A 24,336-nucleotide genomic window follows, 5' to 3' on the forward strand; every position below is an offset into this window, starting at 1 on the left:
TGTTACCCAATCGCCTGTGGTCATGGACTGCAAGCTGGACAGGATTTTCTACGGCAACTTCATGGCAGTGCGTGACAGCCATGTGCCGATCGAGAAAAACAAGATCACCGGTTTCATCGGCCCGTCCGGCTGCGGCAAAAGTACGGTACTGCGCAGCCTCAACCGAATGAACGACCTGGTGAAGGGCTTTCGCTTCGAGGGCCACGTGCATTTCCTGGGTCAGGACGTATATGGCAAGGGTGTAGACCCGGTGGTGGTGCGCCGTTACATCGGTATGGTGTTCCAGCAGCCGAACCCGTTTTCCATGAGCATCTTCGACAACGTCGCCTTCGGCCTGCGCTTGAACCGCTACAAAGGCGACCTGGGCGACCGCGTCAAGCACGCCCTGCAAGGCGCTGCGCTGTGGGATGAAGTCAAGGACAAGCTCAAGGTCAGCGGCCTGTCGCTTTCCGGTGGACAGCAGCAACGGCTGTGTATTGCCCGTGCGATTGCCACCGAGCCGGAAGTGCTGTTGCTCGATGAGCCTTGCTCGGCACTCGACCCGATTGCGACTCGCCGGGTAGAGGAACTGATGGTGGAACTGAAGAAGGATTACACCATCGCCCTGGTCACCCACAACATGCAGCAGGCGATCCGCGTGGCGGACACCACGGCGTTTTTCTCGGTGGATATTTCCCAGGGCACGCGTACCGGCTACCTGGTGGAAATGGGCCCGACCGCGCAGATTTTTGGCAGCCCGCGTGAACAGATGACCGAGGATTACATCAGCGGCAAATTCAGCTGAGTAACTCCATGTTCGATAGAAACCACACGTGCGCCACCGTCAGCCCAGGAACGCCAATGTCTGCAACGCATCGTCTTGATTTGTCAGCGATTGAACGCGCGCTCCGCAAAGTGCAGAGCCGCTTTGCCCAGCTCAGCACGCAATTTACCGAGCCGCGCGACCCCTTGACCGACGAAGTGCTGCACAACGTGCTTGAAGGCTATGCGCTGGTTGACGACTATGTCGCACGGGGCGTTGACCTGTTTGACCTTCATCATCTGGACCTGATGCTGGAGATCAACGCCACGGTGCTCTGCGGTAGCGACCCGGCGCGCCGCGTGGAATACGCCCAGCACCTGGCCGCCACCGAGGAGCACTTCTTCAACAACGTTGAAGGCGGTATCAAGGACTTGTTCAATTGGTACTGCGCGTATCGCAGTGAATCGGTGTGGAAGCGTGCGGCCGGTGTGTATGTGCGCATTCTCAGCAAGCCCCAGTTGTTTATCGAAGGCAACAACCGCAGTGGCTCGCTGATCGTCAGTTATCTGCTGATGCGTGCCGGGTTGCCACCGTTCGTGCTGACGCTGGAAAATGCCGAGGGTTACTTCAATCCTTCCTCGGTCATCCGTAACTCGGCCAAACATGGCGTCAAGGCGTTGTATGAATTGCCCAAGATCAAGAAAAAGTACGCCGCCTTCCTGGAGGAACAGGCCCCGGATCCCAAGGCGTTTTTCTTGAGCGACGTACCACAGCCTATTTATCAGGGAGGCCATTAATGCGCCGGTATCCGACACTCGCCAGCCGAGCCGTGCAAGCCATCCAGCAGGCGTTTCTCACGCGTGCCGCCAAGCGACCGCGTGTACGCATCTCCTTTGATATCGACGACACGCTGGCTTGCCAACTTGACCACGCTGATGTCGAGAGCAGTTGGCTGCCGGCCTGCGCTCATCGCTGGTGGGGAGAGCCGCTGCGTATCGGTACCCGTTCGCTGACGCGGGAGCTGCGACGCCAGGGTTGCAGTATCTGGGTCTACACCTCATCGGGCAGGGCGCCTTCCTACATCAGGCGTTGGCTGATGCTGTACGGCATTCGTGTCGACGGCGTAGTAAACAGCGTGCGGCATAACCACGCCCTCACGGTGCATGGGCTGTCGAACACCCCCTCGAAATTTCCGCCGGCCTTCGACATTGATTTGCACGTGGATGATTCCGAGGGTGTGCGCCTTGAAGGTAACGACCACGGCTTTCGCGTGGTGGTGGTCGATCCGCAGGATGAGCACTGGGCGCAACGAGTGCTTGAAGCCGTCGCGGGCGTGCAGGCGCAACTGGCCCGGCAGCAATTACCCAGGTTCAAGCAGCCTGTCTGCCAAGGTGCTGAGGTTTATTCTTCCTGAGTTCCAGAGAAACCTGAACTTCTTGAGCCCTTATTGCAGTTCACAACTTGCTATAAGGGTTTGATTTTCTTTGACTCGCCAGTCACGAACAACACAGAACTTCACCTCTTGTTCGACAAACAGCGCTTATGGCGCTTTTGTCGTCTATCTCCCCAAGTACATACCCTTGTCATCCGATAGTCGGTCACTTTAACGCGGCACTTCTAGGCTAGTGTTGACGAGCTTCCTTAATGGTCAACCTCGATATTAAGCAACGAAGCAGCCTGAACAGAATGCACAACAACAACTTCAATGCATATTGTTTAGCCCGACGCATCAGGTATTACCGTTGACTTTCGGTGTTGATCGCTGGGCTCAAGGAGTACTGACATGGCTATATTCGATTACAAGGGGCAAGATGCCCGCGTCCTGATTTCAGATGCCTGGACCCTCGCCACTTACACCAGTGGTGTCGCGACCGTCGGCGCGCTCTACAACATTCCGGGGCTTGTGCTGGGCGAGGGCAACACCTTCGCGCTGCCCAAGGGCTGGCGTGAGATCGGCGCGAGCGAACTGCAGGTTGATAGCAGCCACACCGACATCACTGGAAGTTTTACCGGCGACGGCGTCTTTGGTTCTCAAGCCAGAGTGTTTGGTCAATACGATGACAGCGGCCAATTAGTCAAAATGGGTTTTTCCATTGCCGGCACCAACTCGCCAATTGATCTGCTGGGTTGGCCGGCGATGATCGATAACTCTTATATCAACGGCTATGACTACCTGCTCAATTCAATCAAGGATTACGCCACCGACCATAACCTGAGCGGTAAAGATGTTCTGGTAACCGGCTACAGCCAAGGTGGCTCCGTTACCAACAGCATGTATATCGGCAAGGACACTTTGGCCGACGGTTTTTTCAAGGATTCGGACTACTTTGGCATGGAGTCGCCCAAGTCCAGCAACAGCGACGGCATCTTCAACTTCGGTTTTGAAAACGATGTGGTCCACCGTCTCACGGGGCAAGAGACCGACGTGGGTAGCGCAATCATCGACGCGCTTCAAGGCAGTGACGCCAGTTACACCTCGACCACCGATAACATCGTGCTGTTCGACACGATCTACGCGCTGCCTACCTGGCCCAATGGTCCGTTCTCGATTGCCAACCTGTCAGGGTGGGCCGCGCACCTGGAAGGCATTTTCATCAACCCTATCCAGCGTATCGCCCAATCGACGTTCTACGATTACATCGAACGCGACAGCACCATCATCATCAGTAACCTCGACGCCATCAGCCGCAGCTTTACCTGGGTCGGCGACAAACAGACCGCCACCTCCAACCACTACGGCACACCGGCCTTCCTGCTGGGCACCGACAGTTCGGACAAGCTGCAGGACGGTCGCAGCGATGACTTCCTGGATGGGTTCAAGGGCGACGACAGTTTCCGCGTGAGTACCGGTACCGATATCGTCGCCGGCGGTGAAGGCAACGATAAAGTCTTCCTCAAAGGCACCGCATCTTCCTACGAAGCGGTGAAACTCAACGATGGCACGTTGTTCTTGAACGACAGCAGCGGCCAATACGGCCTGAAGGAATTGCACGGCGTAGAACACGTGGAGTTCGAAACCGGCCTGGCCAACAGCCTCGGCCATGTGCCCGTGTTCGGCGGGCTCTTCGGTGGCATCGGCGAGGCCCTCACGCCGGCCTATACGGTGACCAGTGGCAAACTCGACTTCGAAGGCCTGTTCGGCGCCGATAAGGCGTATGCCAAATCCATCGAAGGCAGCCAGCTGGCCGACACCCTCAAAGGCACCGCCGCTCGCGACCTGATATTCGGCCAGAACGGCAATGACCGGCTCGACGGTGGCGCCGGCAATGACCTGCTGCACGGCGGTGAGGGCAACGACACACTGCTGGGCGGCACCGGTAACGACGCGCTGTATGGCGCCAACGGCAATGACGTCTTGATCGGCGGGCAGGGTAATGACCAACTCAGCGGTGGCGTGGGCAGCGACCTGTTTGTTTTCGACCAGCGCGGGTTCGGTCACGACGTGATCAGTGACTTCAACATTCATCAGAATGGGAAAGACCTGCTGGTGTTCGCCAAGTCGCTGTTTGCCAGCGCCGATGCTGTGCTCGGTGCGACTACCCAGCACGGCAGTGACAGCGTGATTCTGGGGGGGGACAGCAGTGTCACCCTGGTGGGGTTCAATGCGGCGCAGTTGAGTGCAGAGATGATCAGCGTGGTTTGATGCCGGATCGGTAAAGCCGGTGATAAAACCTCACAGGATCGTTGATGCTGTGGGGTTTTTTCTTGCTTATCGCTTTATAGCAATCTGTCAGTGCGAGAGGCAGCATCAGGTTTGTATTTGGTTGAGATCCAGATCTCGCAGTATTGCGCTTTCTTTACTTGCTGGTAGCCATCATGTGTTTGCTTCGCATGACTACGGCTCGATCAGGTCGTAATCGCTCCACGCTGCTTGGGCAATCCAATCCAGGTGCGATGCCCGTACGAAGGCTTTCTTCGAGGACTTCTTGCAGCATCAACAACTCCTCACGCTGCACTTTTAGCGTGGCTTCGATGTGCTGTATCTCCTCCAGGCGTACATTGATCTGTTCCAGAGTGAGGGATTTGGAGCAGCTACCGTCATGAAGGAAGAGGCCACGAATGGTGTCGAGGGAAAACCCCAACCTTTGCGCATGGATCACGACTTCCAAGCGTTTAATGGTGGTTTCGCTGTAATAGCGATAGTTGTTCACGTCACGCGTGGGAGCGTCCAGCAGGCCTTGCTCCTCGTAGTAGCGTATTGCTGAAGCAGCAAGGCCTGTGCGTCGCGAAATCTCGCCGATCTTCATTTTTTGCTTGACCTTCAAGTTGACTTTAATCCGCAGTATAAGCCGGAGCGCAATCCTGAAGGTATTCGGATTGGGCTGGATAAAGACCGTTGACCTACGTGGAATATGAAGAATGAGCAAAATAACCGAGTTACTGAATTGGCGTTATGCGACGAAAAGTTATGACCCGTCCAAGACCGTGCCGGCTGAAAAGCTGGAGCGAATTCTGGAAGCGGTACGACTGACGGCGACCTCGAGCGGCCTCCAGCCATTTGAATTGCTGGTGGTGACTAATCCGCACATTCGCGAAAAGATCAAGGCGGTCAGCTGGAATCAGTCCCAGGTGACCGACTGCTCTCATTTACTGGTGTTCGCCGCCTGGGATGACATAACGCCTGAGCGCGTCAACATGATGTTCGACCTGACCAATACTGTACGAGCTACTGTCAACCAGGGGTGGGAAGATTACCGTCAAATGCTCCTCGGCATAGTCGCCGAGTGTGGGCAGGAGGCCAATTATCAAGCGGCTGCGCGCCAAGCCTATATTGGACTAGGCTCGGCTTTAATCGCCGCGGCGTCCGAGCAAGTCGACGCAACGCCCATGGAAGGCTTCGATCCCTCGGCTGTCGATGAGATTCTGGGACTGGGGGCCAGGCATCTGCGCAGTGTGGTGCTCCTGCCGTTGGGGTATCGGGCAGCAGAGTCTGACTGGCTGGTAAACCTGAAAAAAGTACGGCGGTCTCGCGAAAACTTCGTCACTGAAATCAACTAGGGAGACCGTGCAGCCGCCCCACATTGCGGCAGTAGTGGGGTGGCGCTTCATGCGCCGAACGGATTGGGTTCGGTCGGCAGGACGCCGCTGATGAGAATTGCGGAACAGAAAAGATAAGGGCCTGCCCAGGTTTCCCTGGCAAGCCCTTGATATCTATGGTGCCCGAACCCGGAATCGAACCGGGACGCCCTTACGAGCGGGGGATTTTAAGTCCCATGCGTCTACCAGTTTCGCCATTCGGGCGGTAGCGCGGTGTAACAGGGTTGGGAATATATAGATCCAGCCGCTTCAGCGCAACCTCCCAGCCGGTTTTCCCGCATAAAGATGCGCAGAAAAAAACGTGACAGATCAGTGATCTACATGGCCTTTGTACCAAGTCCTGATGAACGCTTGCAACCCAGGAACAAGCCCCATAAATGACAGTCATAGCGATATGCCATTTCGGCATTTCGCAGGGAGTCGTTTGATGCTCAGTATCCGTAAGCAGGCTTGGATCATGGCCGCAGGTGTAGCGGGGTTGTTGGGCACTGGCGCGTTCAGCTCGGCGCAGGCGGGGAGGGCGGTGCAGTGGGGCGAATTTAGTGCGTCGTCTTCAGACAAGTTGACGGCCGGCTCGATGGACGTGGGCGGTGCCTATGTGTTGAAGCCGTCGGGTGTTTCCGTGGGGGATGTCGAGGCGCTGCAGGCTGGGCAAAAACAGAGTCAAAGCGAACTGCAAAGCTTGAAAAGCAAAGTGGAGGGCCAAGAGCGTGCGTTTGATGAGTTCAAGCGCAAGGACGGTTCGAGTGCCAGTAGCAGTGACAGTCAGCTATCGAGTCTCAAGCGTACGGTGGATGAGCAGAAGAGCACGATAGAGCGGCAGAAAAGCGAGATCGACGGTCTCAAGCGCAGCCTGGATGATTTGAAGCGCAGCGTGGAGACCTTGAGCAGCAAGGTGAAGTGACAGCACTGATGCTGTGGGCAATATAGGGCAACTGTGGGAGCTGGCTTGCCTGCGATAGCGATGTGTCAGTCACAGGTATGAACCTGTTACACCATCGCAGGCAAGCCAGCTCCCACATTGACCGTGTCGGCCTTCAGTCAATCAGTGCCAGCAAGTCGGTGACCCCCACGTCCACACCCGCCTGGCTCAGCAGTGTCGTCACCTGGCCGCAGTGATGAGTCTGGTGGTTGAAAAAGTGCACCAGCAAACCGAAGAAGGGTTTCTCGGCGGCCACGCCGCGCATGTTGTGATAACGCAGGCGTTGGTCGAGGTGGGGCTCTTGCAGGCTGTGGGCCCAATCGATGATGAGTTGATCCAGCCAGGCGCGATGGGCCGCTAGTTCGGCAAGACTGGCGAAGGCCAGTTGCTTGAGGTCGCCGGGCGTGGCAACCCCGTTCAGCGGCGCCAAGGCCGCAAAGTTGGCCGGGTGTTCGGCGAAGCGCTTGAGCCAGACGGTGTCACCCAGCATCAGGTGGTTCAAGGTGCCGAAGATCGAACCGAAAAACGCTTGGCGGTCCAGGGTCAACTGCGCGTGCGTCAGGGCGGCGGCGGCGTCGTAGACCTTGCGGTTCATCCATTGGTTATAGGTGGCCATCAGCGCAATGTGCTCGATGCGGTTCACCGCGGTTCTCCCTTCTTGGCGTGATGGCGCCATCATAAAGCTTGCCCGCCCGACGGTCATGGTGTTCCATCGCGGGAGGACTATGTTTGATCAATGCCACTATTGCGCCCCGGAGGGCGACACCATGAATACCAGCGATCTACTGGAACAACTGTTGCGTGCAGGGCAGCAAGGCGGCGGGGCTTCGGGCGGCGGCCTGGGCGGGTTGCTTGGAGGGTTGTTGAAGGGCGCCGGCACCGGCAATGCGTCTGCGGCGGGTGGCGGTTTGGGTGGTTTATTAGGTGGCCTGGGCGGCTTGTTGGGCGGCGCTCCGGCAGGTGGTACTACCCAGACGCGCAGCGGCGGTGGGATGAACTACGCGGCGCTGGCGTCCCTGGGGATGGCGGCCTTCCAGGCGTATCAAGCCTGGCAACGCCAACAGGCTTCGGCACCGCAGCAAGCTATCCAGACCGTTGACCAGCTTGAAGGGCCTGAAGCCGAAGCCCATAGCCACGGCGTACTGCGTGCGTTGATCGCGGCGGCCAAGGCCGATGGCAAAATCGATGCGCAAGAGCAGCAGATGATTTCTGCCGAGATCGGCCGTCATACCGACGACCCACAGCTGCAGCAGTGGCTCGACGCCGAAGTCGCCAAGCCCCTGGATGCCGCCGATTTTGCCGAGTATGCCAATGACCCCGCACTCGCTGCGGAGATTTACCTGGCGAGCGTGATGCTGGTCAATGATCAGCAGGACGCCGAGCGCAATTACCTCGACGACCTGGCCGGTCAGTTGCAAATCGATCCGCAATTGCAGCTGCATCTGGAGCAGCAGGCCAAAGCCTAGAACCTCAGCGTCGCCCCAGTGGTCAGCCACTGGGCGCGATCGCCAATCAGGCTGCGCCCAACCAGCAGGTCCACGTCAACAAATTCACCAATGTGCAAACGTGGCCCAGCCTGCCAGGCCTGTTCGCCGCCTTCCTGGCCATACCGCTCGCCAATCAGCGTGAGCTTCTCTGCCAACTGATATTCGAACCCCGTGCCCCAGGTCAGGCGATGTTGTTGATCACCGTCGTTGTAGGCGTGGCTCCAGCCGGCGTTCAGGTTCAGGCGCAAGGCATCCAGGGGTTGCCATGTCAGGGGGATGTTCAGGTCTGCGCCGTCAAGCCCGTGATGGCGGTCCAGCGCGACATGCGCCCCGACAGCAATCGCCAGTTCCAAGCCCAAGTCTTGCCGTGACAGCACCTGCACCTTGGCTTGCGGGCTGATCTGCGTCTCGCCTTTGCCTGCATCCACGGCCCGTGACAACGCGGCGCCCCATTGCACGGCTGGCATGGCGCTGAACGTGCAGGCGGGCGACAAGGTGCTGTTATGGGTACTGCCCGCGTGCCGCTGGGCGCTGTACCAGGCGTCGACATTGCATTCACCCGGCGTGTTGATCGCGCCGTCGTCAACCACATAAGCGCCGCCTGCGGCTTGCGCTTTTGAAATCAACGCGGCCACCAAGACAAGGCCCAGGGTCATGCCGATAAAGATCAGGTTGCGCTGCAATGCACGGCGCTTTGCTGGCGGCAGTAACAGCAGGGTGTGGCGAGAGTGGCGTGCGCGATATTTGGCAAACCCGTCGCGGCGTGCCGGCGTGTGTTTTTTGTGCATGATGCACCTCGCTTGAGTTCAGCTTTCTACGGTCAGCACCGAAATGCCGCTGGCTTTGGCCTGGCAAACCAGCTCTGAGGTATCGTCACCGCCCGGCAGGGCAATGATCAGATCGGGGCGGCTGTCGGCCAGCATGAAGTGATTGCGCTGGCGTTCCGCCTGTTTGCCATGGCGCTGCCAATTGGGTGGATAACGCACTACGTCGATACCGATTTCCCGGGCCCATTCCTCGATCTCGCTGCCCAGGAACTGGTTGCCGCCGTGGATCAGTACCTGCACCGGGCGCAGGCGGTGGTAAGCGTCCAGCACATGGCGGGACTTTTTGGTGTCGGCGTAATGACGACCTGCACAGATCAACACGCGCATGAGCAAATCCTTGTATTGCACGCAGGCGACCGGGCGGCCGCCTGCGTTTGAACGGCGGGGAGGGTCAGTACCACTGTTTGAAGCGGCGGATGTAGATCGTCTTCATCAGTTGGGCGACGCAGCAGTAAGCCAGCAAGGTGCCCACCAGCCATGGGAAGTACGCCAGCGGCAGCGGTTGCAGGCCCACCAGGGTGCCCAGCGGTGAGAACGGCACGTAGATGCCCAGGGCGATCACGATGCAGGTCATCATCAACACCGGCCAGGCGGCCGTGCTCTGGAAGAACGGGATCTTGCGGGTGCGCAGCATATGCACCACCAGGGTTTGCGAGAGCAGCCCTTCGATAAACCAGCCGGACTGGAACAGCGTCTGCATTTCCACACTGTTGGCCGAGAACACGTACCACATCAGCGCAAAGGTGGTGATGTCGAAGATCGACGAGGTCGGCCCGATCCAGATCATGAAGCGTCCGATGTTTTTCGCATCCCACTTGCGTGGCTTGGCCAGGTATTCCTTGTCCATCTTGTCCCAAGGCAGGGCCAGTTGGGAGATGTCGTACATTAGGTTCTGCAGCAGCAGATGGATCGCCAGCATCGGCATGAACGGGATGAACGCACTGGCCACCAGCACCGAGAACACGTTGCCGAAGTTGGAGCTGGCAGTCATGTTCAGGTACTTCATGATATTGCCGAAGGTTTCGCGGCCCTTGAGCACGCCTTCTTCCAGCACCATCAGGCTCTTTTCCAGCAGGATGATGTCGGCCGATTCCTTGGCGATGTCGGTGCCGCTGTCCACCGAAATACCCACATCGGCATCCCGCAGCGCAGGTGCATCGTTGATACCGTCACCGAGGAAGCCGACGGTGTGACCGTTGGTTTGCAGCGCCTTGAGCACGCGGGATTTTTGCAGCGGCGTGAGCTTGGCGAATACGGTGCGCTCTTCTACGCGGCGCAGCAGGGTGGCGTCGTCCATGGCTTCGATTTCCACGCCCAGCAGCGGCTGGCCGGGTTCCAGGCCAACCTGGCGGCAGATCTTGCTGGTGACCACGGCGTTGTCGCCGGTCAACACCTTGATCGCCACACCAATCTGTTGCAGCGCCGCAATGGCCGGGCCTGCGGTTTCCTTCGGTGGGTCCAGGAAGGTCAGGAAGCCCTGGATCATCAGGTTGCGTTCGTCGCTGGTGGTGTACTGCTGGCGTGCCAGCGCTTTAGGAATATTGCGGGTCGCTACCACCAGCACGCGGAAACCGTCTTCGTTGTAATCATTGGCGAGCGCCAGTAGCGCTTCACGACGGCGGTCATCCAGGGGCAAGGCTTCGCCGGCCTCCATGACATGGGTAGAAATGCTCAGCATCTCTTCCACCGCGCCCTTGCATACCAGCAACTGGTCACCGGCGGCATCCTTGACCACGATCGACAGGCGACGACGGACAAAGTCGAACGGCAATTCATCGACCTTGCTGTAGGCAAACGGCACCTGGAACTTGGGGTTTTGTTCCGAGAACTGCACCACCGCCTGGTCCATCAGGTTTTTCATGCCGCTCTGGTGAAAGCTGTTGAGCCAGGCCAGGGACAGCACGGCGTCATCGCGCTGGCCAAAGGCATTGACGTGATGCTCGAGGATGATCTTGTCCTGGGTGAGGGTGCCGGTCTTGTCGGTGCACAGCACGTCCATCGAACCGAAGTTCTGGATCGCATTGAGGCGCTTGACCACCACTTTGCGCTTGGCCATGGCCGTAGCACCCTTGGCCAGGTTGGCGCTGACGATCATCGGCAGCATTTCCGGGGTAAGGCCGACGGCTACCGCCAGGGCAAACAGGAAGGCATCGCCCCAATCGCCCTTGGAGAAGCCATTGAGGAAAAACACGATGGGTACCATCACCAGCATGAAGCGGATCAGCAGCCAGCTGACACTGTTCACGCCCCGGTCGAAGGCGGTTTGCACCCGCGAGCCGACAATAGCCTTGGCCAGGGAGCCAAAGTAAGTGCGCGGCCCTGTTGCCACCACCACTGCTTTGGCGCGGCCGCTGACCACGTTGGTGCCCATGAAGCAGATGTTCGGCAAGTCCAGCAGGTTGCCCTGGTCGGCGGCCAGGGTAGAGGCGGACTTTTGCGTGACATCGCCCAGGGTGTCGTACTTCTCCACCGGCAAGGCTTCGCCGGTCAGCACGGCCTGGCTGATAAACAGGTCGCGGGACTCGATCAGGCGGATATCCGCGGGGATCATGTCGCCGGCTGACAGCTGCACGATGTCGCCGGCCACCAGGTCGCGCATCGGCACTTCGCGCAAGACCGGCTGGGCGCCAACCTGCTCGCGGCGCAGCACGGTGGCGGTGGTGCGTACCATGGCCTTGAGGGCTTCTGCGGATTTGGCCGAGCGGTGTTCTTGCCAGAAACGCAGCAGGCTGCTGAGCAACACCATGGTCATGATGATGATGACTTTGGTCAGGTCGACTTCTTCACCTGCCTGAAGTGGCAACCAATAGTCGGTGACAAAGCTGATACCGCCCAGGGTCAACAGCACGTAGATGAAGGGGTTGTTCAGTGCCTGCAGGAACTGGACGATAGCGTGTGGCGGCTTGTCATGGGCCACTTCGTTATAGCCTTCGCGTTGCAGGCGCGCCGAGGCGTCCAGTTCGGTCAGGCCGTCCTGGGTGGCGCGTACATTGGCGAGGGTGGCCGCCAGGCCATTGTGGGCTTCGCGGGCGGCACGCATCGACAGCCTGGTGTCGGGGGCGGTGCCATTTTTCTTGTGCAGAGGCGTGTTTTTTACGGCGCTCATTGTCTGTACTCCTGTCGCCAATTCTCGACAAAACATACCCACTACTTACCTGCAGACAGGCGAGCGAAAGCATGCCGAGCCGCGGACTTCGCGATCGGTTCAAATAAAGTATTCACATAACTTCTGAAGGGCCCGCTAACAGCACGTTAGTTAACTAGCGTGCAGCAGGCTACTACTGGACGTGTTCATAAAGAACTCCAGGGTCATCAATAAGAAAGTTGCTGTTTCCAGCGAGGTCAGGCGGCGCGAGTACTCAGGTAGAAACCGAGCATCAAGCGCGCTTGCGCCAGGCAGGAAACCTGGGGTCTCTGCGGGTCTTGAGGGTCGGCATGATCCCAGTGCTGCACCAGGTGGCCGCTTTCAGGGCAGATACGCCAGTGCGCCAGCGGCGGGGCTGGGCGCACTTGAGGGGAGGGTGTGACAAAGGTCGAGCGGGTTGGCGAAAAGCCCGCCGGCGCTCGGCACAGCTTGGCGCGCAGGGCTGCGACCAGTGTGCGCGTATCAGGCAAAACAAGGAGTTGGAAGGTCATAACACACCTCGGGACCGGACGGGCGACCGGTGAGGCAGTTACGGTGGAGCATCAAGCTCTAGCGCAGCTTACCGGACCTGGAACGCGAGTCCTGTCATATTCTGGGTTTGGCGCCCGATGCCCGCAAAGGCGGTGCTCGGACAGCGACTAGATACTGTGTCCATTGGCTTCTTTTGTGAGGTTTAAAAAAGGCCCCAGTTGCGGGCACGGGCAATCTACTCAGGGCGTCAGTGAATGTCAACGTATGATTAATTAAATTAACCAGTGTTCAGAGTTTGTTCAGACAAGAGGCGCGCGTAAGTTGTGGATTGAATAACTTCATACACCTTGCGCGGCGAGGAGTGCCAGATAGATCAATACTAAACCGCAGGCCGCATAACTCGCACGCTGCCAAGTCGGTGATGCGTTCTTGCGTAGCAGGTTCACCAAGGCGGCGGTAAGAAAACACGAGAGTACCGACGCCAGCATGAAGCCGGCAAAAAACATCAGGGTCTGCCCGTGACTGGGGGTGGTGCCGACAATCCCCGACAGTGCGCTGCCCAAGGCGCCCCAGTAGACGATGTTTTTCGGATTAGCCAAGGAAATCGCCGCGCCCACCGCCAACGCATTTTTGCCTGAGCTGGCAGGGGCATTGTCCATTGCCGGTAGCTGCCAGGCATCAATCAGGCTGCGAATGCCCAGCCAGGCCAGGTACAGCGCGCAGACGATTGTAAGTGGAACCCGCACTGCATCATGCTGGATCAGCAGTGCGATACCGGTGAGGCCAATCACGGCCCAGACGGCGTCGCCCACCAGTGAGCCGAACTGCACCAGCAACGCCGGCGTGAAGCCATGGAGCAAGCCGCGGCGCAGAGTCTCTGCCAGCACGGCGCCAGGGGAAAGGCAAAATACAAAACCGAATACCAGCGCATAGACAAAGATCGACAGCATGCTCAGTTCCTTTCGAGAAAGTGCCAGAGCATACGTCAGTCCGAGAGAGGGATACCACGCCCTCTGTAGGAACGCCCGCGATGGCGGCGCGTCAGCGACTGAATCTTCAACTGAACCACCGCTATCGCAGGCAAGCCAGCTCCCACACTGGCCGTGTATTGCCCACAGAATCAGCGCCCCCTGTAGGAGCGAGCTTGCTCGCGAAAAGCGTCAACGATAACGCGCGTTTCCTGAATGACCGCGGTGCCTATGAGTTTTTCGCGAGCAAGCTTGCTCCTACACAGGCTGCGGCGTTGAGGCAATGCGGTGGAGTTCAGCCTTCAATTCATCCGGCGATAGACGTGCAAAGGGCAGCGCAAAAAACGCCTCGCAGCGTGCGGTGATAATGTCGAGGGTGGCCTTGAATGCAGCCTCTACTTGCGCCTCGTCACCCTGCACTTCGGAAGGGTCCTCCAGGCCCCAATGCGTCTTCACCGCTGGGCCGAAATATACGGGGCACGCTTCACCGGCTGCTTTATCGCACACGGTGATGACCACATCCGGCGGGCTGTCTTGAAAGGCCTCATTGCCCTTGCTGTACAAACCTTCGATGCTGATGCCCGCCGCCTGCAGCGTGCTCAGGCTACGGGGCAAGACCTGGCCCTTGGGAAAACTGCCGGCGCTGATCGCTTCAAAGCCCGGCGGCGCCAGGTGGTTGAACATCGCTTCGGACAAGATGCTGCGGCAGCTGTTGGCGGTACACATGAACAGCACTTTCATTGCAGTCTCCATTAGACGCTCAGGCGCAAGGCGAGGGCGGCGAGGGTGATCAGCAGGACGGGCAGGGTCAGCACGATCCCGACCTTGAAGTAGTAACCCCAGGTGATGGTGATGCCTTTGCGTGCCAGGATATGCAACCACAACAAGGTGGCCAGGCTGCCGATGGGGGTGATTTTCGGGCCCAGGTCGCTGCCGATCACATTGGCGTAGATCATCGCGTCCTTGACCACGCCCACGGCATGGCTGGACTCGATGGACAACGCGCCAATCAGCACGGTCGGCAGGTTATTCATGGCTGATGAGAGCAGCGCTGTCAGCACCCCGGTGCCCATGGCCGCGCCCCACACACCATAGGTGGCGAAGGTGTCAAGCCAGGTGGCCAGGTAGTCGGTCAGGCCGGCGTTACGCAGGCCATAGACCACCAGGTACATGCCCAGGGAAAAAATCACGATCTGCCACGGGGCTTCCTTGAGGACTTTACGCGTGGAAATTTGATGACCTTTGGCAGCAATCACCAGCAGCAGTACCGCACAGAACGCCGAGATCGCACTGATGGGAATGCCCAATGGTTCCAGAGCGAAACAGCCGACCAGCAAAATACCGAGTACCCACCAGCCGGCACGAAAGGTCGCACGGTCATGGATGGCACTGGCGGGATCTTCCAGGTCGGACGGGTTGTAGGTCTGCGGAATATCCCGGCGGAAAAACCACAGCAGCACCGCGAGCGTGGCGGCGACACTGACCAGGTTCACCGGCACCATCACCGCGGCGTATTCGTTGAAGCCAATCTTGAAATAGTCCGCCGAGACGATATTCACCAGGTTCGACACCACCAGCGGCAGGCTCGCCGTGTCGGCGATAAACCCTGCGCCCATGACGAAGGCCAGGGTCGCCGCCGGGGAAAAGCGCAAGGCCAGCAGCATCGACATCACGATAGGCGTCAGGATCAACGCCGCACCGTCGTTGGCAAACAGCGCCGATACCAGCGCACCCAGCAACACCATATAGGCAAACAACCGCCGGCCGCGGCCACGCCCCCAGCGCGCCACATGCAGCGCCGTCCAGGCGAAGAAACCGGCTTCGTCCAGCAACAGGCTGATGATGATCAGCGCGACGAAGGTGCCGGTGGCGTTCCAGATGATGTGCCACACCGCCGGGATGTCCGCCAGGCTGATCACCCCGCAGGCCAGCGCCAGAATCGCGCCCAGTGTGGCACTCCAGCCAACGCCCAGCTCCTTGGGTTGCCAGATGACCAGCACGATGGTGACGAGGAAAATCGCAATTGCGACAAGCATGAATAAACGCTCCGATGGCTCAGCAGCAGGTGCTGGCCCGTTGTGGTCTGTCGCCCATTGCATTCAGACGCAGTGCGTCATCCTGCAACCATGGCTGGTTGGCTTGTAGGGTAGTGTCGAGCACCTGGGTGACCCAGGCGGGCAGTGCCGGATTGATGCGGTAGTAGATCCATTGCCCTTGACGTCGGTCCACCAGTAGCCCGCAACTGCGCAATTGCGCGAGATGGCGGGAGATTTTTGGCTGGCTGTCGTCCAAGGCATGGATCAACTCACACACGCAAAGTTCGCCCTCGCGCAGGATCAGTAAGGTCACCCGTGCACGGGTGGCATCGGCCAGGCACTTGAACAGGGTGGGAGGAGAGAAGAGGTCTGACATGGTCAAGGACTTTTCAAGTGGATATATTCGAATATACGTATTTCCATATATGCAGGTCAAATCTTGTTTCAATTGATATGGATCAAATCCCTTTAAAAGCGCCACAACTGTTTGAAATTAAAATGAAACACAAATGTCCTAACGTGCCTGCCCATTGCTGATGAAGGAAGACCCCGCGTGACCCGAGCCACCCGCAACCTGCGCAAGACCCTGGATTCCGTCGCGGAAAATAACGAAACCGCGGCCTTCGACCTGATGCGCGCCGTGGAAAAACTCGGCGATGAAGTGCTGCGCCAGCGCCTGCTCAATACCATCCACCGGCTGAACCAGGATGCGTATGAATTGCGCGAAGCCCGGGATTCGGTGGAGCAGGTTTCGGTAAAGCTCGCCTGAGCAAGATCGTTCAAGACAAGCTTTCGTTCGTGCTGGCATGCTTGTCGACTGTCTGTCGATGAGCCGCTTCCATGCCCACTGCATTACCTCATTACGCCTTCACCCGCGGCGCCATCGCCGTCATTCCCTTATCCCTGGCCTGTGCGCCCTGGGGGTTGCTGGCCGGCTCCATGGCCATCGACGCGCAATTTACCCCGCTGCAAGCCCAAGGCTTGTCTGCCATTGTGTTTGCCGGTGCCGCACAACTGGTGGCCATCGGCATGGTCAAGAGCGGTGCCAGCCTGATTTCCATCGTGCTGACCACCTTGCTGCTCACATCCCAGCATCTGCTCTATGGCATGCACATGCGTCCTACGCTGTCTTCGCTCAACACCCGTTGGCGCATGAGCCTGGGGTTCTTGTTGACCGATGAATTCTTTGCCCTGGTCAACCACTACGACCGCGAGACCTTCAATCGCTGGTACGCCTTGGGCGTCGGCCTGACGTTTTACCTGATCTGGAACCTCTTCACCCTCGCCGGCATTGTGCTGGGCAAAAGCATTCCCGGCCTTGATCAATTGGGGCTGGAGTTCTCGATTGCCGCGACCTTTATTGCCTTGATCACCCCCGTGGTGCGCGACGTGCCCACGGTGGTATGCGTTGCCGTGGCACTGCTGAGCTCGGTCTGGTTGAGTTATCTGCACTGGGAGTCGGCGGTGGTGGTCTCGGGTGTGTTGGGGATGAGCGCGGGGTTTGCCTGTAAACGGCTGGGAGTGGGGCAACGATGATTTACCTGATGATTGTGGCCATGGGCCTGGTGGTGTTCTTCAACCGTTACCTGTTTATCGAGCCGCGCTTGCCGGTACGGCTCAATCGCGGTGCGCGTGAATTTCTGGGCTTCGCCGTGCCGGGCATGCTCACCGCGATCTGCGGGCCGATTATTTTCCTGGCTGACCATCGGCTCAACCTGAGCCCGAGCAACCCTTATCTGCTGGCCGGCATCTGCGCCGTGGCGTTGATGTACTGGACGCGCAGCGTGTTGACCACGGTGCTATTGAGCATGGCGCTGTTCTATCTGTTCCGTTGGTGGTTTTGACACCCGGGCAAAAAAAAAGCCCGCGGGGTGGCGGGCAGAAGGGAGACTTCTAAAAAATGAGCCTGGCCACTATAGGCGGCGTGTTTGCCCTTCACAGTGAAACAAAGTTCATGGGCGCGTCAGTTGGCAGACGCACAGTGGTAGAGTCACGGTTTTTCCAAGGAAGCAATGGCATGCACAAAGTGGTAATGGGCGCATTGATACTGGCGGCACTGACCGGTTGCGCCGGTTCGAAGATGAAGGAAGCGCGCGCAGGCAGCCCCTACAAGACCCTGGCATCAGACAAGGCCACTCTGGTCGTTGCCCAGTGCATCCAGTTCGGCTGGCAGGATGAAAGCGTGTTCGGCGTCGATGCTGGCGGCTTCAAGGAAGCGACCGAGGCGGGTGGTTTTACGGTGTATACCACCGCTGGCGATTACTTTGTCGATGTACTCAGCACCGGCGCGGGTTCTACGGTCAACTACTATGCAGCACAGGACAATATGCCGGCCAAACGTCGCCTGGCAGCACTGGCCACTTGTCTGTAAGTCGGTTGCCTTAGTCATATTCCGAAACGCCTGGCGGGACAGCCGCCGGGCATTGGCTTATGATTCACGTGCTCGTTCGACGTGATGGCTCTTTACCGGTACACGGATGTCGAGGCTTAAACGTCGAACGAGCTCCTCCACCCCAACCTCACCGGGGCATGAAACCCAAGTGCCAGCGTCGCGGAATCAACAGTGTCGCCACCCCCAAGGCCGCAGCCAACGCACCACTGACCCACAATGCGCGCAGGCCCATCTGCTGTTCCAGCAGTGCACCGATCACAGCGCCAATGAACATCCCGCCCCACGGAATCAATTGCACGCGCCAGCCATTGCGGCGCTCCCCCAATAACCAACGGCCGAGCCCGCGACCAAAGCGTGACAGCGCTCCGGTGACGTAGGTCAGCCCCACCGGCAGCCCGTTCACTTCCTCGACGGCCGCGTTGAGCATGCCCATGGCAATGATAGCCGCGAGCAACGCGGGCAAGGTGCCGGTCGATGGCCACAACGCCGCAGCGCAGAGCAAGGCGCCGATGCACAGTAATAAGGGCAACGCATGGCGCTTGCTGAAACGGCTGACCAGCACGCCCAAGGCATTGCCGACCACGAAGGTGGCGACCAGCAATACCAGGCGCCCGGTGAGCCCCAGGTCGCCCGCACTGATGGCCACCGCCAGGCGCGTGGTGTTACCACTCATGAACGAGACGAAATCGCCGCTGGCCATAAAACCAATCGCATCGGTCATGCCCGCCAGCACCGACAGGCAGGCCACCAGCATCAAGCCCACGCGCCCGCGCCAGCGCTGACGACGGGCGAGCGTGGCATTGGTGTAAGGCTTGCGGGACGAAGGCAGCATGGGGCTGGTTTCCTCGGTGAGATTATCCGGCCACTACCGTAGGGCGCTTTGCCTGTCCGCGCAATGACCTCAGACACGCTCCAGTTGCCAGCCGGTGGCGTGCCACGTCAGATGGTGAGTCGGCTCGATCGCCTGCAAGAATGCCTCGTCGTGTGATACGGCCAGCAGCGCGCCGGTAAACCCCTTCAAAGCCTGCTCAAACGCTAGCACTGACTCCAGGTCCAGGTGATTGGTGGGTTCATCCAACAACAGTAATTGCGCCGGTGTATCACGCCACAAGGCCAGGGCCATCGCGGCTTTCAAGCGCTCGCCGCCGCTGAGTTGCCCTGCCGGCTGCGTAACCCGCAGCGCGTCCAGCTGCAAAAACGCCAGACGTGTGCGCAGTTCGGCTTCGGCCAGCGGCGTGTCGAGCAGGTTGAGTTGCTCGACAAGGCTGCGCCGGTCGTCCAGCAGCGCCAGGTGCTGATCAATGTACGCACTGGGCACCGCTACGCTGCACTTGCCACTGACCGCCTGCCAGTGGCCGGCCAGCAGTTTGAGCAAGGTCGATTTGCCGCAACCGTTCGGCCCACGCACGGCAACGCGAGCCGGGCCCGTCAGGTTGAGCGTCAGGTAGCTGACGGGTGCCAGGGGATCAAGCCAGGGCAATTGCGCCTGCTCCAGCACCAGTACCTGGCGGCCATTGGGGACGGTCGAGCCTGATAATGCGAGCAGTGTGGGCGTCTCATCCGCCACGCGCTCGTAAGCCTGGCGCACCTGGGCGTCGAGTTGGTTTTTGCACGCATGATGGGCGCTACGCACGCTGCTGACGATCTCCTTTGCTGCGCTTTTCCAGCGCGCCTTGGTAAAACGGTCGACGTTGGCGGTCTCGGCCTGTTTACGTGCGCGTGCGGCATGGCGCTGCAGGTCGTCGTGGTCTTTTTGCAGACGCCGACGCTCACGGCTGCGGGCCAGACGCGCCTGTTCCCACGCAGCAATCGCGGCCTGCTGGTGAGTATCGCGTTGCTGGCGATAGGCGTCGTAGTTGCCGCCGTAGACCTGAATGCCAAGGGGCGAAAGCTCAATGATGCGACCCATGACGTTGAGCAACTGTCGATCATGGCTGACCACCACCAGGCCACCTCGCCAATCGCGCAACACACGCAACAGCCAATCGCGCCCGGCAGCATCAAGGTGGTTACTGGGCTCATCCAGAATCAGCAACTGCGGCGCAGCCAACAACGCCCCGATCAGCGCGACCCTGGCGAGTTGGCCACCGCTGAGTTGATCGGCCGGGGTACTGGCACTGAGGGTCTGCAAACCCGCTGCATCCAGTGCCTGGCGCAGGCGCTCGGCGAGGTCCCAGCGATCGTCGATCAGCTCCAGGTCACCGAGGCGTGCATCGCCCTGGGCCATACGTGCAAGGGCAGCCAAGGCTGCGGCAGTTGCGGTGATATCGGCGATGGTTTGCCCTGGTTGAGCCGTGATGGCCTGGGGCACATAGGCAACATGGGCCGGTTTTTTCAACGTGCCGGAGGAGGGCAGCAGCACGCCGGCCATCAACTTGGCCAGGATACTTTTGCCCCGTCCATTGCGCCCGACGATACCGGTAGGCGTTTGATCAATGGACAGGTTCACGTCGGCCAGCAAGGTTTCGCCATTGGCGAACTGGAAAGACAGGTGTTGCAGGGAAACAAGAGCGGGCAGCCGTTTGACGTCAGTCATCAGCACCTCCAAAAAAATGTCGAACAGGCCAACAAGCGCGCCAGCGGCTCGTTGCAGATACATTTTGGAAGGCTTAGATGTTCACGTCGGCGGTCATCCCGTGAGTCAGAAGGGAGGCAGAGCCTAACCCACCTTAACTTTGTGCGGCAAGTCTTCGGCCAGTTTTTCCAGGAACATCGCCAGCGCGACTTCTTCGGCTTTCAAGCCTTTGCGCACCCGCGGCTTGGGCAACTTCGACAACTCGCCGAGGCTGAAATGCTCGAGCACCGCCGGATGGATATAACACTTGCGGCACACCGCCGGCGTATTGCCCAACTGCCGGGAGACATCCTTGACCATCGCCACCACATGCCGCTTGGCGTCGGATTCGGGCTGCCACGCCAACTCGCGCAACACTGCCAGCGCCATTGCTGTACCAGCCCAGGTGCGGTAGTCCTTGGCGGTAAAGTCTTCGCCGGTCAGGCTGTGCAGGTAGTCGTTGACGTCCTGGGAGCTGACGGTATGCCGCTCACCGTCTTCGTCCAGGTACTGGAACAGGTTTTGCCCTGGCAATTCCATGCAACGCTTGACCACCCGGGCCAGGCGCCGATCCTTGACGCTGACTTGGTGCTCCACGCCACTCTTGCCACGAAACTGGAACTGGATCTCACTGCCCTTGATGTCCACATGGCGGTTGCGCAAGGTGGTCAGCCCGTAGGATTTGTTTTCACGGGCATATTGGGTATTGCCGACGCGGATCAGCGTGGCGTCCAGCAACATCACCACCGTGGCCAACACCTTTTCGCGGGTAAACCCCGGCTCGGCGATTTGAGCTTCGAGCTGTTTGCGCAATTTGGGCAACGCGGCGCCAAAAGCCTGCAAGCGCGAGTACTTGTCGCTGTCGCGCACCTCGCGCCAGCGTGGGTGGTAACGGTATTGCTTGCGGCCACGGGCGTCGCGGCCGGTGGCTTGCAGGTGGCCGCGAGGGTCGGCACAGATCCACACGTCGGTGTAGGCGGGCGGCACCGCCAAGGCGTTCAGGCGTTTTATTTCGTCCGCGTCGGTAATGCGCTCGCCCTTGGCGTTCAGATACTGGAACTTGCCTCGCACTTTTTTACGGCGGATGCCGGGCTGGGTGTCATCCACATAATGCAGGTCGCGGGGCAGGTCGGCGGGTAGCGAAGAGTCAGGCATGGGGCGGTTTCCTTGGCAACAAATCCGGCCGGTATGTCTGATTGACCGCAGCACCCTGCGGTCGTGCCAAATGGTTAAGCCAGCACCGCCACCGCCTTGATTTGCGCCCACAGTGTCTGGCCCGGATGCAGTTGCAACTGGTCGTGTGAGAAGCGCGTGATGCGTGCCAGCAAGGGCGTGCCGCCGGCGTCGAGGCGCACCAGCACGTGGGCGCTGTTGTCCGCGCCAATAGTCTGGGTGACGGTCACCGGCAAGCGGTTGAGGATGCTGCTGTGTTCCTGGGCCTGCAGGCTCAGGCTTACATCCCGTGCCTGGACCTTGACCCGCAGCGGGCTGCCCACCGCCAGCGGGACATGGGCCACGCGCATCTGCAACGGGCAATCGGGCAACTGCAGAGTGAGCAACTGATAGTGCGCGTCGTAGGCAACGACGCTGCCGGCGATCACCACGCCGGCATCGTCGCCCAGCGCCAAGGGCAGGTCGAGGCGCGCCAGGGTCTCGCCGATCGGGCCGCTGGCCAGGGCCTTGCCGTCGCTGAGCAAGACAATATGGTCGGCCAGTCGCGCCACTTCGTCCTGGGCATGGCTGACGTACAGCACCGGGATATCCAGCTCGTCGTGCAGGCGTTCCAGGTAAGGCAATATCTCGCTTTTGCGCTGGCTGTCCAGGGCCGCCAGCGGTTCATCCATCAACAACAACTTGGGGCTGGTGAGCAAGGCGCGGGCGATGCCGATGCGTTGGCGCTCGCCGCCGGACAAGTGTTGCGGGTGACGCTCAAGCAAGTGCCCGATGCCCAACAGTTCGGTGGCCTGCGCCAAGTCCACGCGCCGTTGCGGGCGCGGAATACGTTTGAGGCCGAACTCCAGATTGGCGCGCACCGACAGGTGCGCAAACAGGCTCGCCTCCTGGAACACATAGCCCAGAGCGCGTTTATGCGGCGGTACAAACATCCCTTTGCTGCTGTCTTGCCAGACCTCGCCGTTGACTTGTACAAAACCGTGTTCGGCGCGTTCCAATCCGGCGATGCAGCGCAGGCACGTGGTCTTGCCGGAGCCAGAATGCCCGTACAGCGCGCTCACGCCACGGCCGGGCAATTGCAGGTCAACATCCAGTGTGAAGGCGCAATACTTCAGGTGCAGGCGTATATCCATCATCGCGATCAGCTCCAGCCCATCTTGGTTTTACGGCTGGAATAGAGCGCCAGCAACACGAGGAAGGCGAACACCACCATGGCCCCGGCCAGCCAATGGGCCTGGGCATATTCCATGGCTTCGACGTGGTCGTAGATCTGCACCGAGACGACACGGGTCTTGTCCGGGATATTGCCGCCGATCATCAGCACCACGCCGAACTCACCGACGGTATGGGCAAAGCCCAGGATCGAGGCGGTGATAAACCCAGGGCGTGCCAGCGGCAGGATCACCGTGAAAAACGTGTCCCACGGGTTGGCGCGCAAGGTCGCGGCCACTTCCAGCGGGCGCGTGCCGATGCTAGAAAACGCATTCTGCAACGGCTGCACCACGAAGGGCATGGAGTAGATCACCGAGCCAATCACCAGCCCGGCGAAACTGAAGGTGAGGGCGCCCAGGCCCAGCCACTGGGTGAACTGGCCGACGTACCCGTTGGGCCCCATGGCCAACAGTAAATAGAAGCCGATGACCGTTGGCGGCAACACCAACGGCAGTGCGACCACTGCGCCGATGGGGCCGCGCCACTTGGAACGGGTGCGCGACAGCCACAGGGCGATCGGTGTGCCGATGATCAATAGGATCAGGGTGGTCAGTGAGGCCAGTTTGAGGGTCAACCAGATCGCAGAAAAATCAGCACTCGTCAGGGGCATTTACAGCTCGTAACCGTAGGATTTGATAACGGCAGCCGCTTTCGGGCCTTTGAGGTAGTCCACCAGAGCCTTGGCGGCGGCGCTGTCCTTGCCCTTATTGAGGATTACGGCGTCCTGTTTGATCGGGTCATGCAGGGAGGCCGGAACAATCCACGCCGAACCGCCGGTGACTTTGCCGTCTTTGTAGATCTGCGACAAGGCCACAAAACCCAGCTCGGCGTTACCGGTGGACACAAACTGATAAGCCTGGGTGATGTTCTGGCCCTCGACGAGCTTGTCCTTGACCTGGTCGCTCAAGCTTTCCCTGGCCAGCAATTGGGTGGCGGCCAGGCCGTAGGGCGCTGTTTTGGGGTTGGCGATGGACAAGTGCTTGAATTGGTTTTTCTTCAGCACATCACCCTTGGCATCCACATAGCCTTCTTTGGCCGACCACAGCGCCAGGGTGCCGACCGCGTAGGTGAAGCGTGAACCCTTGACGGTAGCGCCTTCGCTTTCGAGTTTTTGCGGGGTGGTGTCATCGGCGCTGAGGAACACCTCAAATGGCGCGCCGTTCTTGATCTGAGTGTAGAACTGCCCGGTGGCACCGTAAGCCGCGACCAGTTTATGGCCGGTGTCTTTCTCGAAGTCGGCGGCAATCGCCTGGATCGGGGCGGTGAAGTTGGCGGCCACGGCCACCTGCACTTCATCGGCATGGGCCGTACCCAAGGCAAAGGCGGCAAGCAGGGGGGCCAGGCGCGAAACGCGGGTCATCATGAAGCAA

General features: G+C 59.6%; 27 protein-coding genes and 1 tRNA gene. 11 read left to right on the forward strand and 17 right to left on the reverse strand.

Annotated features, from left to right (window positions below; all coding sequences use genetic code 11):
• Window positions 1-22: 22 nt before the first annotated feature.
• From pstB to GIW79_RS16855, 4 genes are all read left to right on the forward strand, one after another.
• Window positions 23-784: a phosphate ABC transporter ATP-binding protein PstB gene (gene pstB, locus GIW79_RS16840; protein WP_019817112.1), complete on the forward strand. Its 762-nt coding sequence runs from the start codon at window positions 23-25 to the stop codon at window positions 782-784.
• A gap of 56 nt (window positions 785-840) precedes the next feature.
• Window positions 841-1,539: a hypothetical protein gene (locus GIW79_RS16845; protein WP_057975821.1), complete on the forward strand. Its 699-nt coding sequence runs from the start codon at window positions 841-843 to the stop codon at window positions 1,537-1,539.
• Window positions 1,539-2,156, forward strand: coding sequence for a hypothetical protein (locus tag GIW79_RS16850; protein WP_057975823.1), 618 nt, complete (start codon window positions 1,539-1,541; stop codon window positions 2,154-2,156). The genes GIW79_RS16845 and GIW79_RS16850 overlap by 1 nt, the downstream gene beginning before the upstream one ends.
• Before the next feature lie 369 nt (window positions 2,157-2,525).
• Entirely contained in the window at window positions 2,526-4,385 is a 1,860-nt protein-coding gene (locus tag GIW79_RS16855; RefSeq protein ID WP_236453507.1) for a calcium-binding protein, read from the forward strand.
• A 154-nt stretch (window positions 4,386-4,539) separates the two neighbouring features.
• Here the strand turns inward: GIW79_RS16855 and GIW79_RS16860 are convergent, their stop codons facing one another.
• Window positions 4,540-5,007, reverse strand: a complete 468-nt coding sequence (locus GIW79_RS16860; protein WP_229999364.1) for a MerR family transcriptional regulator — start codon at window positions 5,005-5,007, stop codon at window positions 4,540-4,542.
• A 94-nt stretch (window positions 5,008-5,101) separates the two neighbouring features.
• On the opposite strand from GIW79_RS16860, the gene GIW79_RS16865 reads away from it, so the two are divergent.
• Window positions 5,102-5,740 (forward strand): NAD(P)H-dependent oxidoreductase, encoded by a 639-nt coding sequence (locus tag GIW79_RS16865; protein WP_236453509.1) that lies wholly within the window; start codon window positions 5,102-5,104, stop codon window positions 5,738-5,740.
• A gap of 156 nt (window positions 5,741-5,896) precedes the next feature.
• Here GIW79_RS16865 and GIW79_RS16870 read toward each other — a convergent pair.
• Window positions 5,897-5,983: transfer RNA gene (locus GIW79_RS16870), tRNA-Leu, on the reverse strand.
• A 223-nt stretch (window positions 5,984-6,206) separates the two neighbouring features.
• On the opposite strand from GIW79_RS16870, the gene GIW79_RS16875 reads away from it, so the two are divergent.
• Entirely contained in the window at window positions 6,207-6,683 is a 477-nt protein-coding gene (locus GIW79_RS16875) for a hypothetical protein (RefSeq protein WP_054919104.1), read from the forward strand.
• A 133-nt stretch (window positions 6,684-6,816) separates the two neighbouring features.
• Here GIW79_RS16875 and GIW79_RS16880 read toward each other — a convergent pair whose 3' ends face one another.
• A complete protein-coding gene (locus GIW79_RS16880; RefSeq protein WP_236453511.1) occupies window positions 6,817-7,344 on the reverse strand; it encodes a DinB family protein in 528 nt (175 codons plus the stop codon).
• A 124-nt stretch (window positions 7,345-7,468) separates the two neighbouring features.
• Here GIW79_RS16880 and GIW79_RS16885 point away from each other — a divergent pair, with 124 nt between their 5' ends.
• The gene (locus GIW79_RS16885; protein WP_034127613.1) at window positions 7,469-8,167 is read left to right on the forward strand and encodes a tellurite resistance TerB family protein; all 699 of its coding nucleotides are present in this window, start codon (window positions 7,469-7,471) and stop codon (window positions 8,165-8,167) included.
• Here GIW79_RS16885 and GIW79_RS16890 read toward each other — a convergent pair.
• From GIW79_RS16890 to GIW79_RS16925, 8 genes are all read right to left on the reverse strand, one after another.
• A complete protein-coding gene (locus GIW79_RS16890; protein WP_127881566.1) occupies window positions 8,164-8,976 on the reverse strand; it encodes a hypothetical protein in 813 nt (270 codons plus the stop codon). The genes GIW79_RS16885 and GIW79_RS16890 overlap by 4 nt on opposite strands.
• An 18-nt stretch (window positions 8,977-8,994) precedes the next feature.
• Window positions 8,995-9,342, reverse strand: a complete 348-nt coding sequence (locus GIW79_RS16895; protein WP_003191350.1) for a DUF2493 domain-containing protein — start codon at window positions 9,340-9,342, stop codon at window positions 8,995-8,997.
• A 64-nt stretch (window positions 9,343-9,406) separates the two neighbouring features.
• Window positions 9,407-12,121, reverse strand: a complete 2,715-nt coding sequence (mgtA, locus tag GIW79_RS16900; RefSeq protein ID WP_236477390.1) for a magnesium-translocating P-type ATPase — start codon at window positions 12,119-12,121, stop codon at window positions 9,407-9,409.
• Between the two features lie 236 nt (window positions 12,122-12,357).
• On the reverse strand, window positions 12,358-12,651 hold the full coding sequence (locus GIW79_RS16905) for a hypothetical protein (RefSeq protein ID WP_054919099.1): 294 nt from the start codon (window positions 12,649-12,651) through the stop codon (window positions 12,358-12,360).
• 318 nt (window positions 12,652-12,969) lie between these two features.
• Entirely contained in the window at window positions 12,970-13,581 is a 612-nt protein-coding gene (locus tag GIW79_RS16910) for a LysE family transporter (protein WP_054919097.1), read from the reverse strand.
• A 276-nt stretch (window positions 13,582-13,857) separates the two neighbouring features.
• Window positions 13,858-14,340 carry an arsenate reductase ArsC gene (locus GIW79_RS16915; RefSeq protein ID WP_072446565.1) on the reverse strand — a complete coding sequence of 161 codons (483 nt, stop codon included), beginning with the start codon at window positions 14,338-14,340 and terminating at the stop codon, window positions 13,858-13,860.
• 11 nt (window positions 14,341-14,351) lie between these two features.
• Complete coding sequence (locus tag GIW79_RS16920; protein WP_236453516.1) at window positions 14,352-15,635, reverse strand: arsenic transporter; 1,284 nt, start codon at window positions 15,633-15,635, stop codon at window positions 14,352-14,354.
• Between the two features lie 19 nt (window positions 15,636-15,654).
• Window positions 15,655-16,011: a metalloregulator ArsR/SmtB family transcription factor gene (locus GIW79_RS16925; RefSeq protein ID WP_034127507.1), complete on the reverse strand. Its 357-nt coding sequence runs from the start codon at window positions 16,009-16,011 to the stop codon at window positions 15,655-15,657.
• Between the two features lie 177 nt (window positions 16,012-16,188).
• Between GIW79_RS16925 and GIW79_RS16930 the strand changes: the two genes are divergently transcribed.
• From GIW79_RS16930 to GIW79_RS16945, 4 genes are all read left to right on the forward strand, one after another.
• Window positions 16,189-16,404, forward strand: a complete 216-nt coding sequence (locus GIW79_RS16930; protein WP_003191339.1) for a hypothetical protein — start codon at window positions 16,189-16,191, stop codon at window positions 16,402-16,404.
• A 71-nt stretch (window positions 16,405-16,475) separates the two neighbouring features.
• The gene (locus GIW79_RS16935; protein ID WP_047710922.1) at window positions 16,476-17,171 is read left to right on the forward strand and encodes an AzlC family ABC transporter permease; all 696 of its coding nucleotides are present in this window, start codon (window positions 16,476-16,478) and stop codon (window positions 17,169-17,171) included.
• The gene (locus GIW79_RS16940; protein WP_014718527.1) at window positions 17,168-17,479 is read left to right on the forward strand and encodes an AzlD domain-containing protein; all 312 of its coding nucleotides are present in this window, start codon (window positions 17,168-17,170) and stop codon (window positions 17,477-17,479) included. The genes GIW79_RS16935 and GIW79_RS16940 overlap by 4 nt, the downstream gene beginning before the upstream one ends.
• 173 nt (window positions 17,480-17,652) lie before the next feature.
• Window positions 17,653-18,006 (forward strand): hypothetical protein, encoded by a 354-nt coding sequence (locus GIW79_RS16945; RefSeq protein WP_072446567.1) that lies wholly within the window; start codon window positions 17,653-17,655, stop codon window positions 18,004-18,006.
• 148 nt (window positions 18,007-18,154) lie between these two features.
• Here GIW79_RS16945 and GIW79_RS16950 read toward each other — a convergent pair whose 3' ends face one another.
• The 6 genes from GIW79_RS16950 to modA form a co-directional block, all read right to left on the reverse strand.
• Window positions 18,155-18,859 carry a YoaK family protein gene (locus tag GIW79_RS16950; protein WP_127881562.1) on the reverse strand — a complete coding sequence of 235 codons (705 nt, stop codon included), beginning with the start codon at window positions 18,857-18,859 and terminating at the stop codon, window positions 18,155-18,157.
• Window positions 18,860-18,928: 69 nt separating this feature from the next.
• A complete protein-coding gene (locus tag GIW79_RS16955) occupies window positions 18,929-20,563 on the reverse strand; it encodes an ABC-F family ATP-binding cassette domain-containing protein (protein ID WP_054897336.1) in 1,635 nt (544 codons plus the stop codon).
• A gap of 123 nt (window positions 20,564-20,686) precedes the next feature.
• Entirely contained in the window at window positions 20,687-21,736 is a 1,050-nt protein-coding gene (locus tag GIW79_RS16960) for a DNA topoisomerase IB (protein ID WP_034127504.1), read from the reverse strand.
• 74 nt (window positions 21,737-21,810) lie between these two features.
• Complete coding sequence (modC, locus tag GIW79_RS16965) at window positions 21,811-22,890, reverse strand: molybdenum ABC transporter ATP-binding protein (RefSeq protein WP_103299632.1); 1,080 nt, start codon at window positions 22,888-22,890, stop codon at window positions 21,811-21,813.
• Between the two features lie 5 nt (window positions 22,891-22,895).
• On the reverse strand, window positions 22,896-23,576 hold the full coding sequence (gene modB, locus GIW79_RS16970; RefSeq protein ID WP_236453519.1) for a molybdate ABC transporter permease subunit: 681 nt from the start codon (window positions 23,574-23,576) through the stop codon (window positions 22,896-22,898).
• A complete protein-coding gene (gene modA / locus GIW79_RS16975; protein ID WP_181124292.1) occupies window positions 23,577-24,329 on the reverse strand; it encodes a molybdate ABC transporter substrate-binding protein in 753 nt (250 codons plus the stop codon).
• Between the last annotated feature and the right edge of the window lie 7 nt (window positions 24,330-24,336).

It is taken from the genome of Pseudomonas sp. PA-7-1E (assembly GCF_021605325.1).
Classification (GTDB): Bacteria; Pseudomonadota; Gammaproteobacteria; order Pseudomonadales; family Pseudomonadaceae; genus Aquipseudomonas; species Aquipseudomonas fluorescens_BV.

Coding starts and splice junctions, on each gene's coding strand:
- pstB (WP_019817112.1), top strand. CDS start 23: ATGGACTGCAAGCTGGACAGGATTTTCTACGGCAACTTCATGGCAGTG.
- GIW79_RS16845 (WP_057975821.1), top strand. CDS start 841: ATGTCTGCAACGCATCGTCTTGATTTGTCAGCGATTGAACGCGCGCTC.
- GIW79_RS16850 (WP_057975823.1), top strand. CDS start 1,539: ATGCGCCGGTATCCGACACTCGCCAGCCGAGCCGTGCAAGCCATCCAG.
- GIW79_RS16855 (WP_236453507.1), top strand. CDS start 2,526: ATGGCTATATTCGATTACAAGGGGCAAGATGCCCGCGTCCTGATTTCA.
- GIW79_RS16865 (WP_236453509.1), top strand. CDS start 5,102: ATGAGCAAAATAACCGAGTTACTGAATTGGCGTTATGCGACGAAAAGT.
- GIW79_RS16875 (WP_054919104.1), top strand. CDS start 6,207: ATGCTCAGTATCCGTAAGCAGGCTTGGATCATGGCCGCAGGTGTAGCG.
- GIW79_RS16885 (WP_034127613.1), top strand. CDS start 7,469: ATGAATACCAGCGATCTACTGGAACAACTGTTGCGTGCAGGGCAGCAA.
- GIW79_RS16890 (WP_127881566.1), bottom strand. CDS start 8,976: ATGCACAAAAAACACACGCCGGCACGCCGCGACGGGTTTGCCAAATAT.
- GIW79_RS16895 (WP_003191350.1), bottom strand. CDS start 9,342: ATGCGCGTGTTGATCTGTGCAGGTCGTCATTACGCCGACACCAAAAAG.
- mgtA (WP_236477390.1), bottom strand. CDS start 12,121: ATGAGCGCCGTAAAAAACACGCCTCTGCACAAGAAAAATGGCACCGCC.
- GIW79_RS16905 (WP_054919099.1), bottom strand. CDS start 12,651: ATGACCTTCCAACTCCTTGTTTTGCCTGATACGCGCACACTGGTCGCA.
- GIW79_RS16910 (WP_054919097.1), bottom strand. CDS start 13,581: ATGCTGTCGATCTTTGTCTATGCGCTGGTATTCGGTTTTGTATTTTGC.
- GIW79_RS16915 (WP_072446565.1), bottom strand. CDS start 14,340: ATGAAAGTGCTGTTCATGTGTACCGCCAACAGCTGCCGCAGCATCTTG.
- GIW79_RS16920 (WP_236453516.1), bottom strand. CDS start 15,635: ATGCTTGTCGCAATTGCGATTTTCCTCGTCACCATCGTGCTGGTCATC.
- GIW79_RS16925 (WP_034127507.1), bottom strand. CDS start 16,011: ATGTCAGACCTCTTCTCTCCTCCCACCCTGTTCAAGTGCCTGGCCGAT.
- GIW79_RS16935 (WP_047710922.1), top strand. CDS start 16,476: ATGCCCACTGCATTACCTCATTACGCCTTCACCCGCGGCGCCATCGCC.
- GIW79_RS16940 (WP_014718527.1), top strand. CDS start 17,168: ATGATTTACCTGATGATTGTGGCCATGGGCCTGGTGGTGTTCTTCAAC.
- GIW79_RS16945 (WP_072446567.1), top strand. CDS start 17,653: ATGCACAAAGTGGTAATGGGCGCATTGATACTGGCGGCACTGACCGGT.
- GIW79_RS16950 (WP_127881562.1), bottom strand. CDS start 18,859: ATGCTGCCTTCGTCCCGCAAGCCTTACACCAATGCCACGCTCGCCCGT.
- GIW79_RS16955 (WP_054897336.1), bottom strand. CDS start 20,563: ATGACTGACGTCAAACGGCTGCCCGCTCTTGTTTCCCTGCAACACCTG.
- GIW79_RS16960 (WP_034127504.1), bottom strand. CDS start 21,736: ATGCCTGACTCTTCGCTACCCGCCGACCTGCCCCGCGACCTGCATTAT.
- modC (WP_103299632.1), bottom strand. CDS start 22,890: ATGATGGATATACGCCTGCACCTGAAGTATTGCGCCTTCACACTGGAT.
- modB (WP_236453519.1), bottom strand. CDS start 23,576: ATGCCCCTGACGAGTGCTGATTTTTCTGCGATCTGGTTGACCCTCAAA.
- modA (WP_181124292.1), bottom strand. CDS start 24,329: ATGATGACCCGCGTTTCGCGCCTGGCCCCCCTGCTTGCCGCCTTTGCC.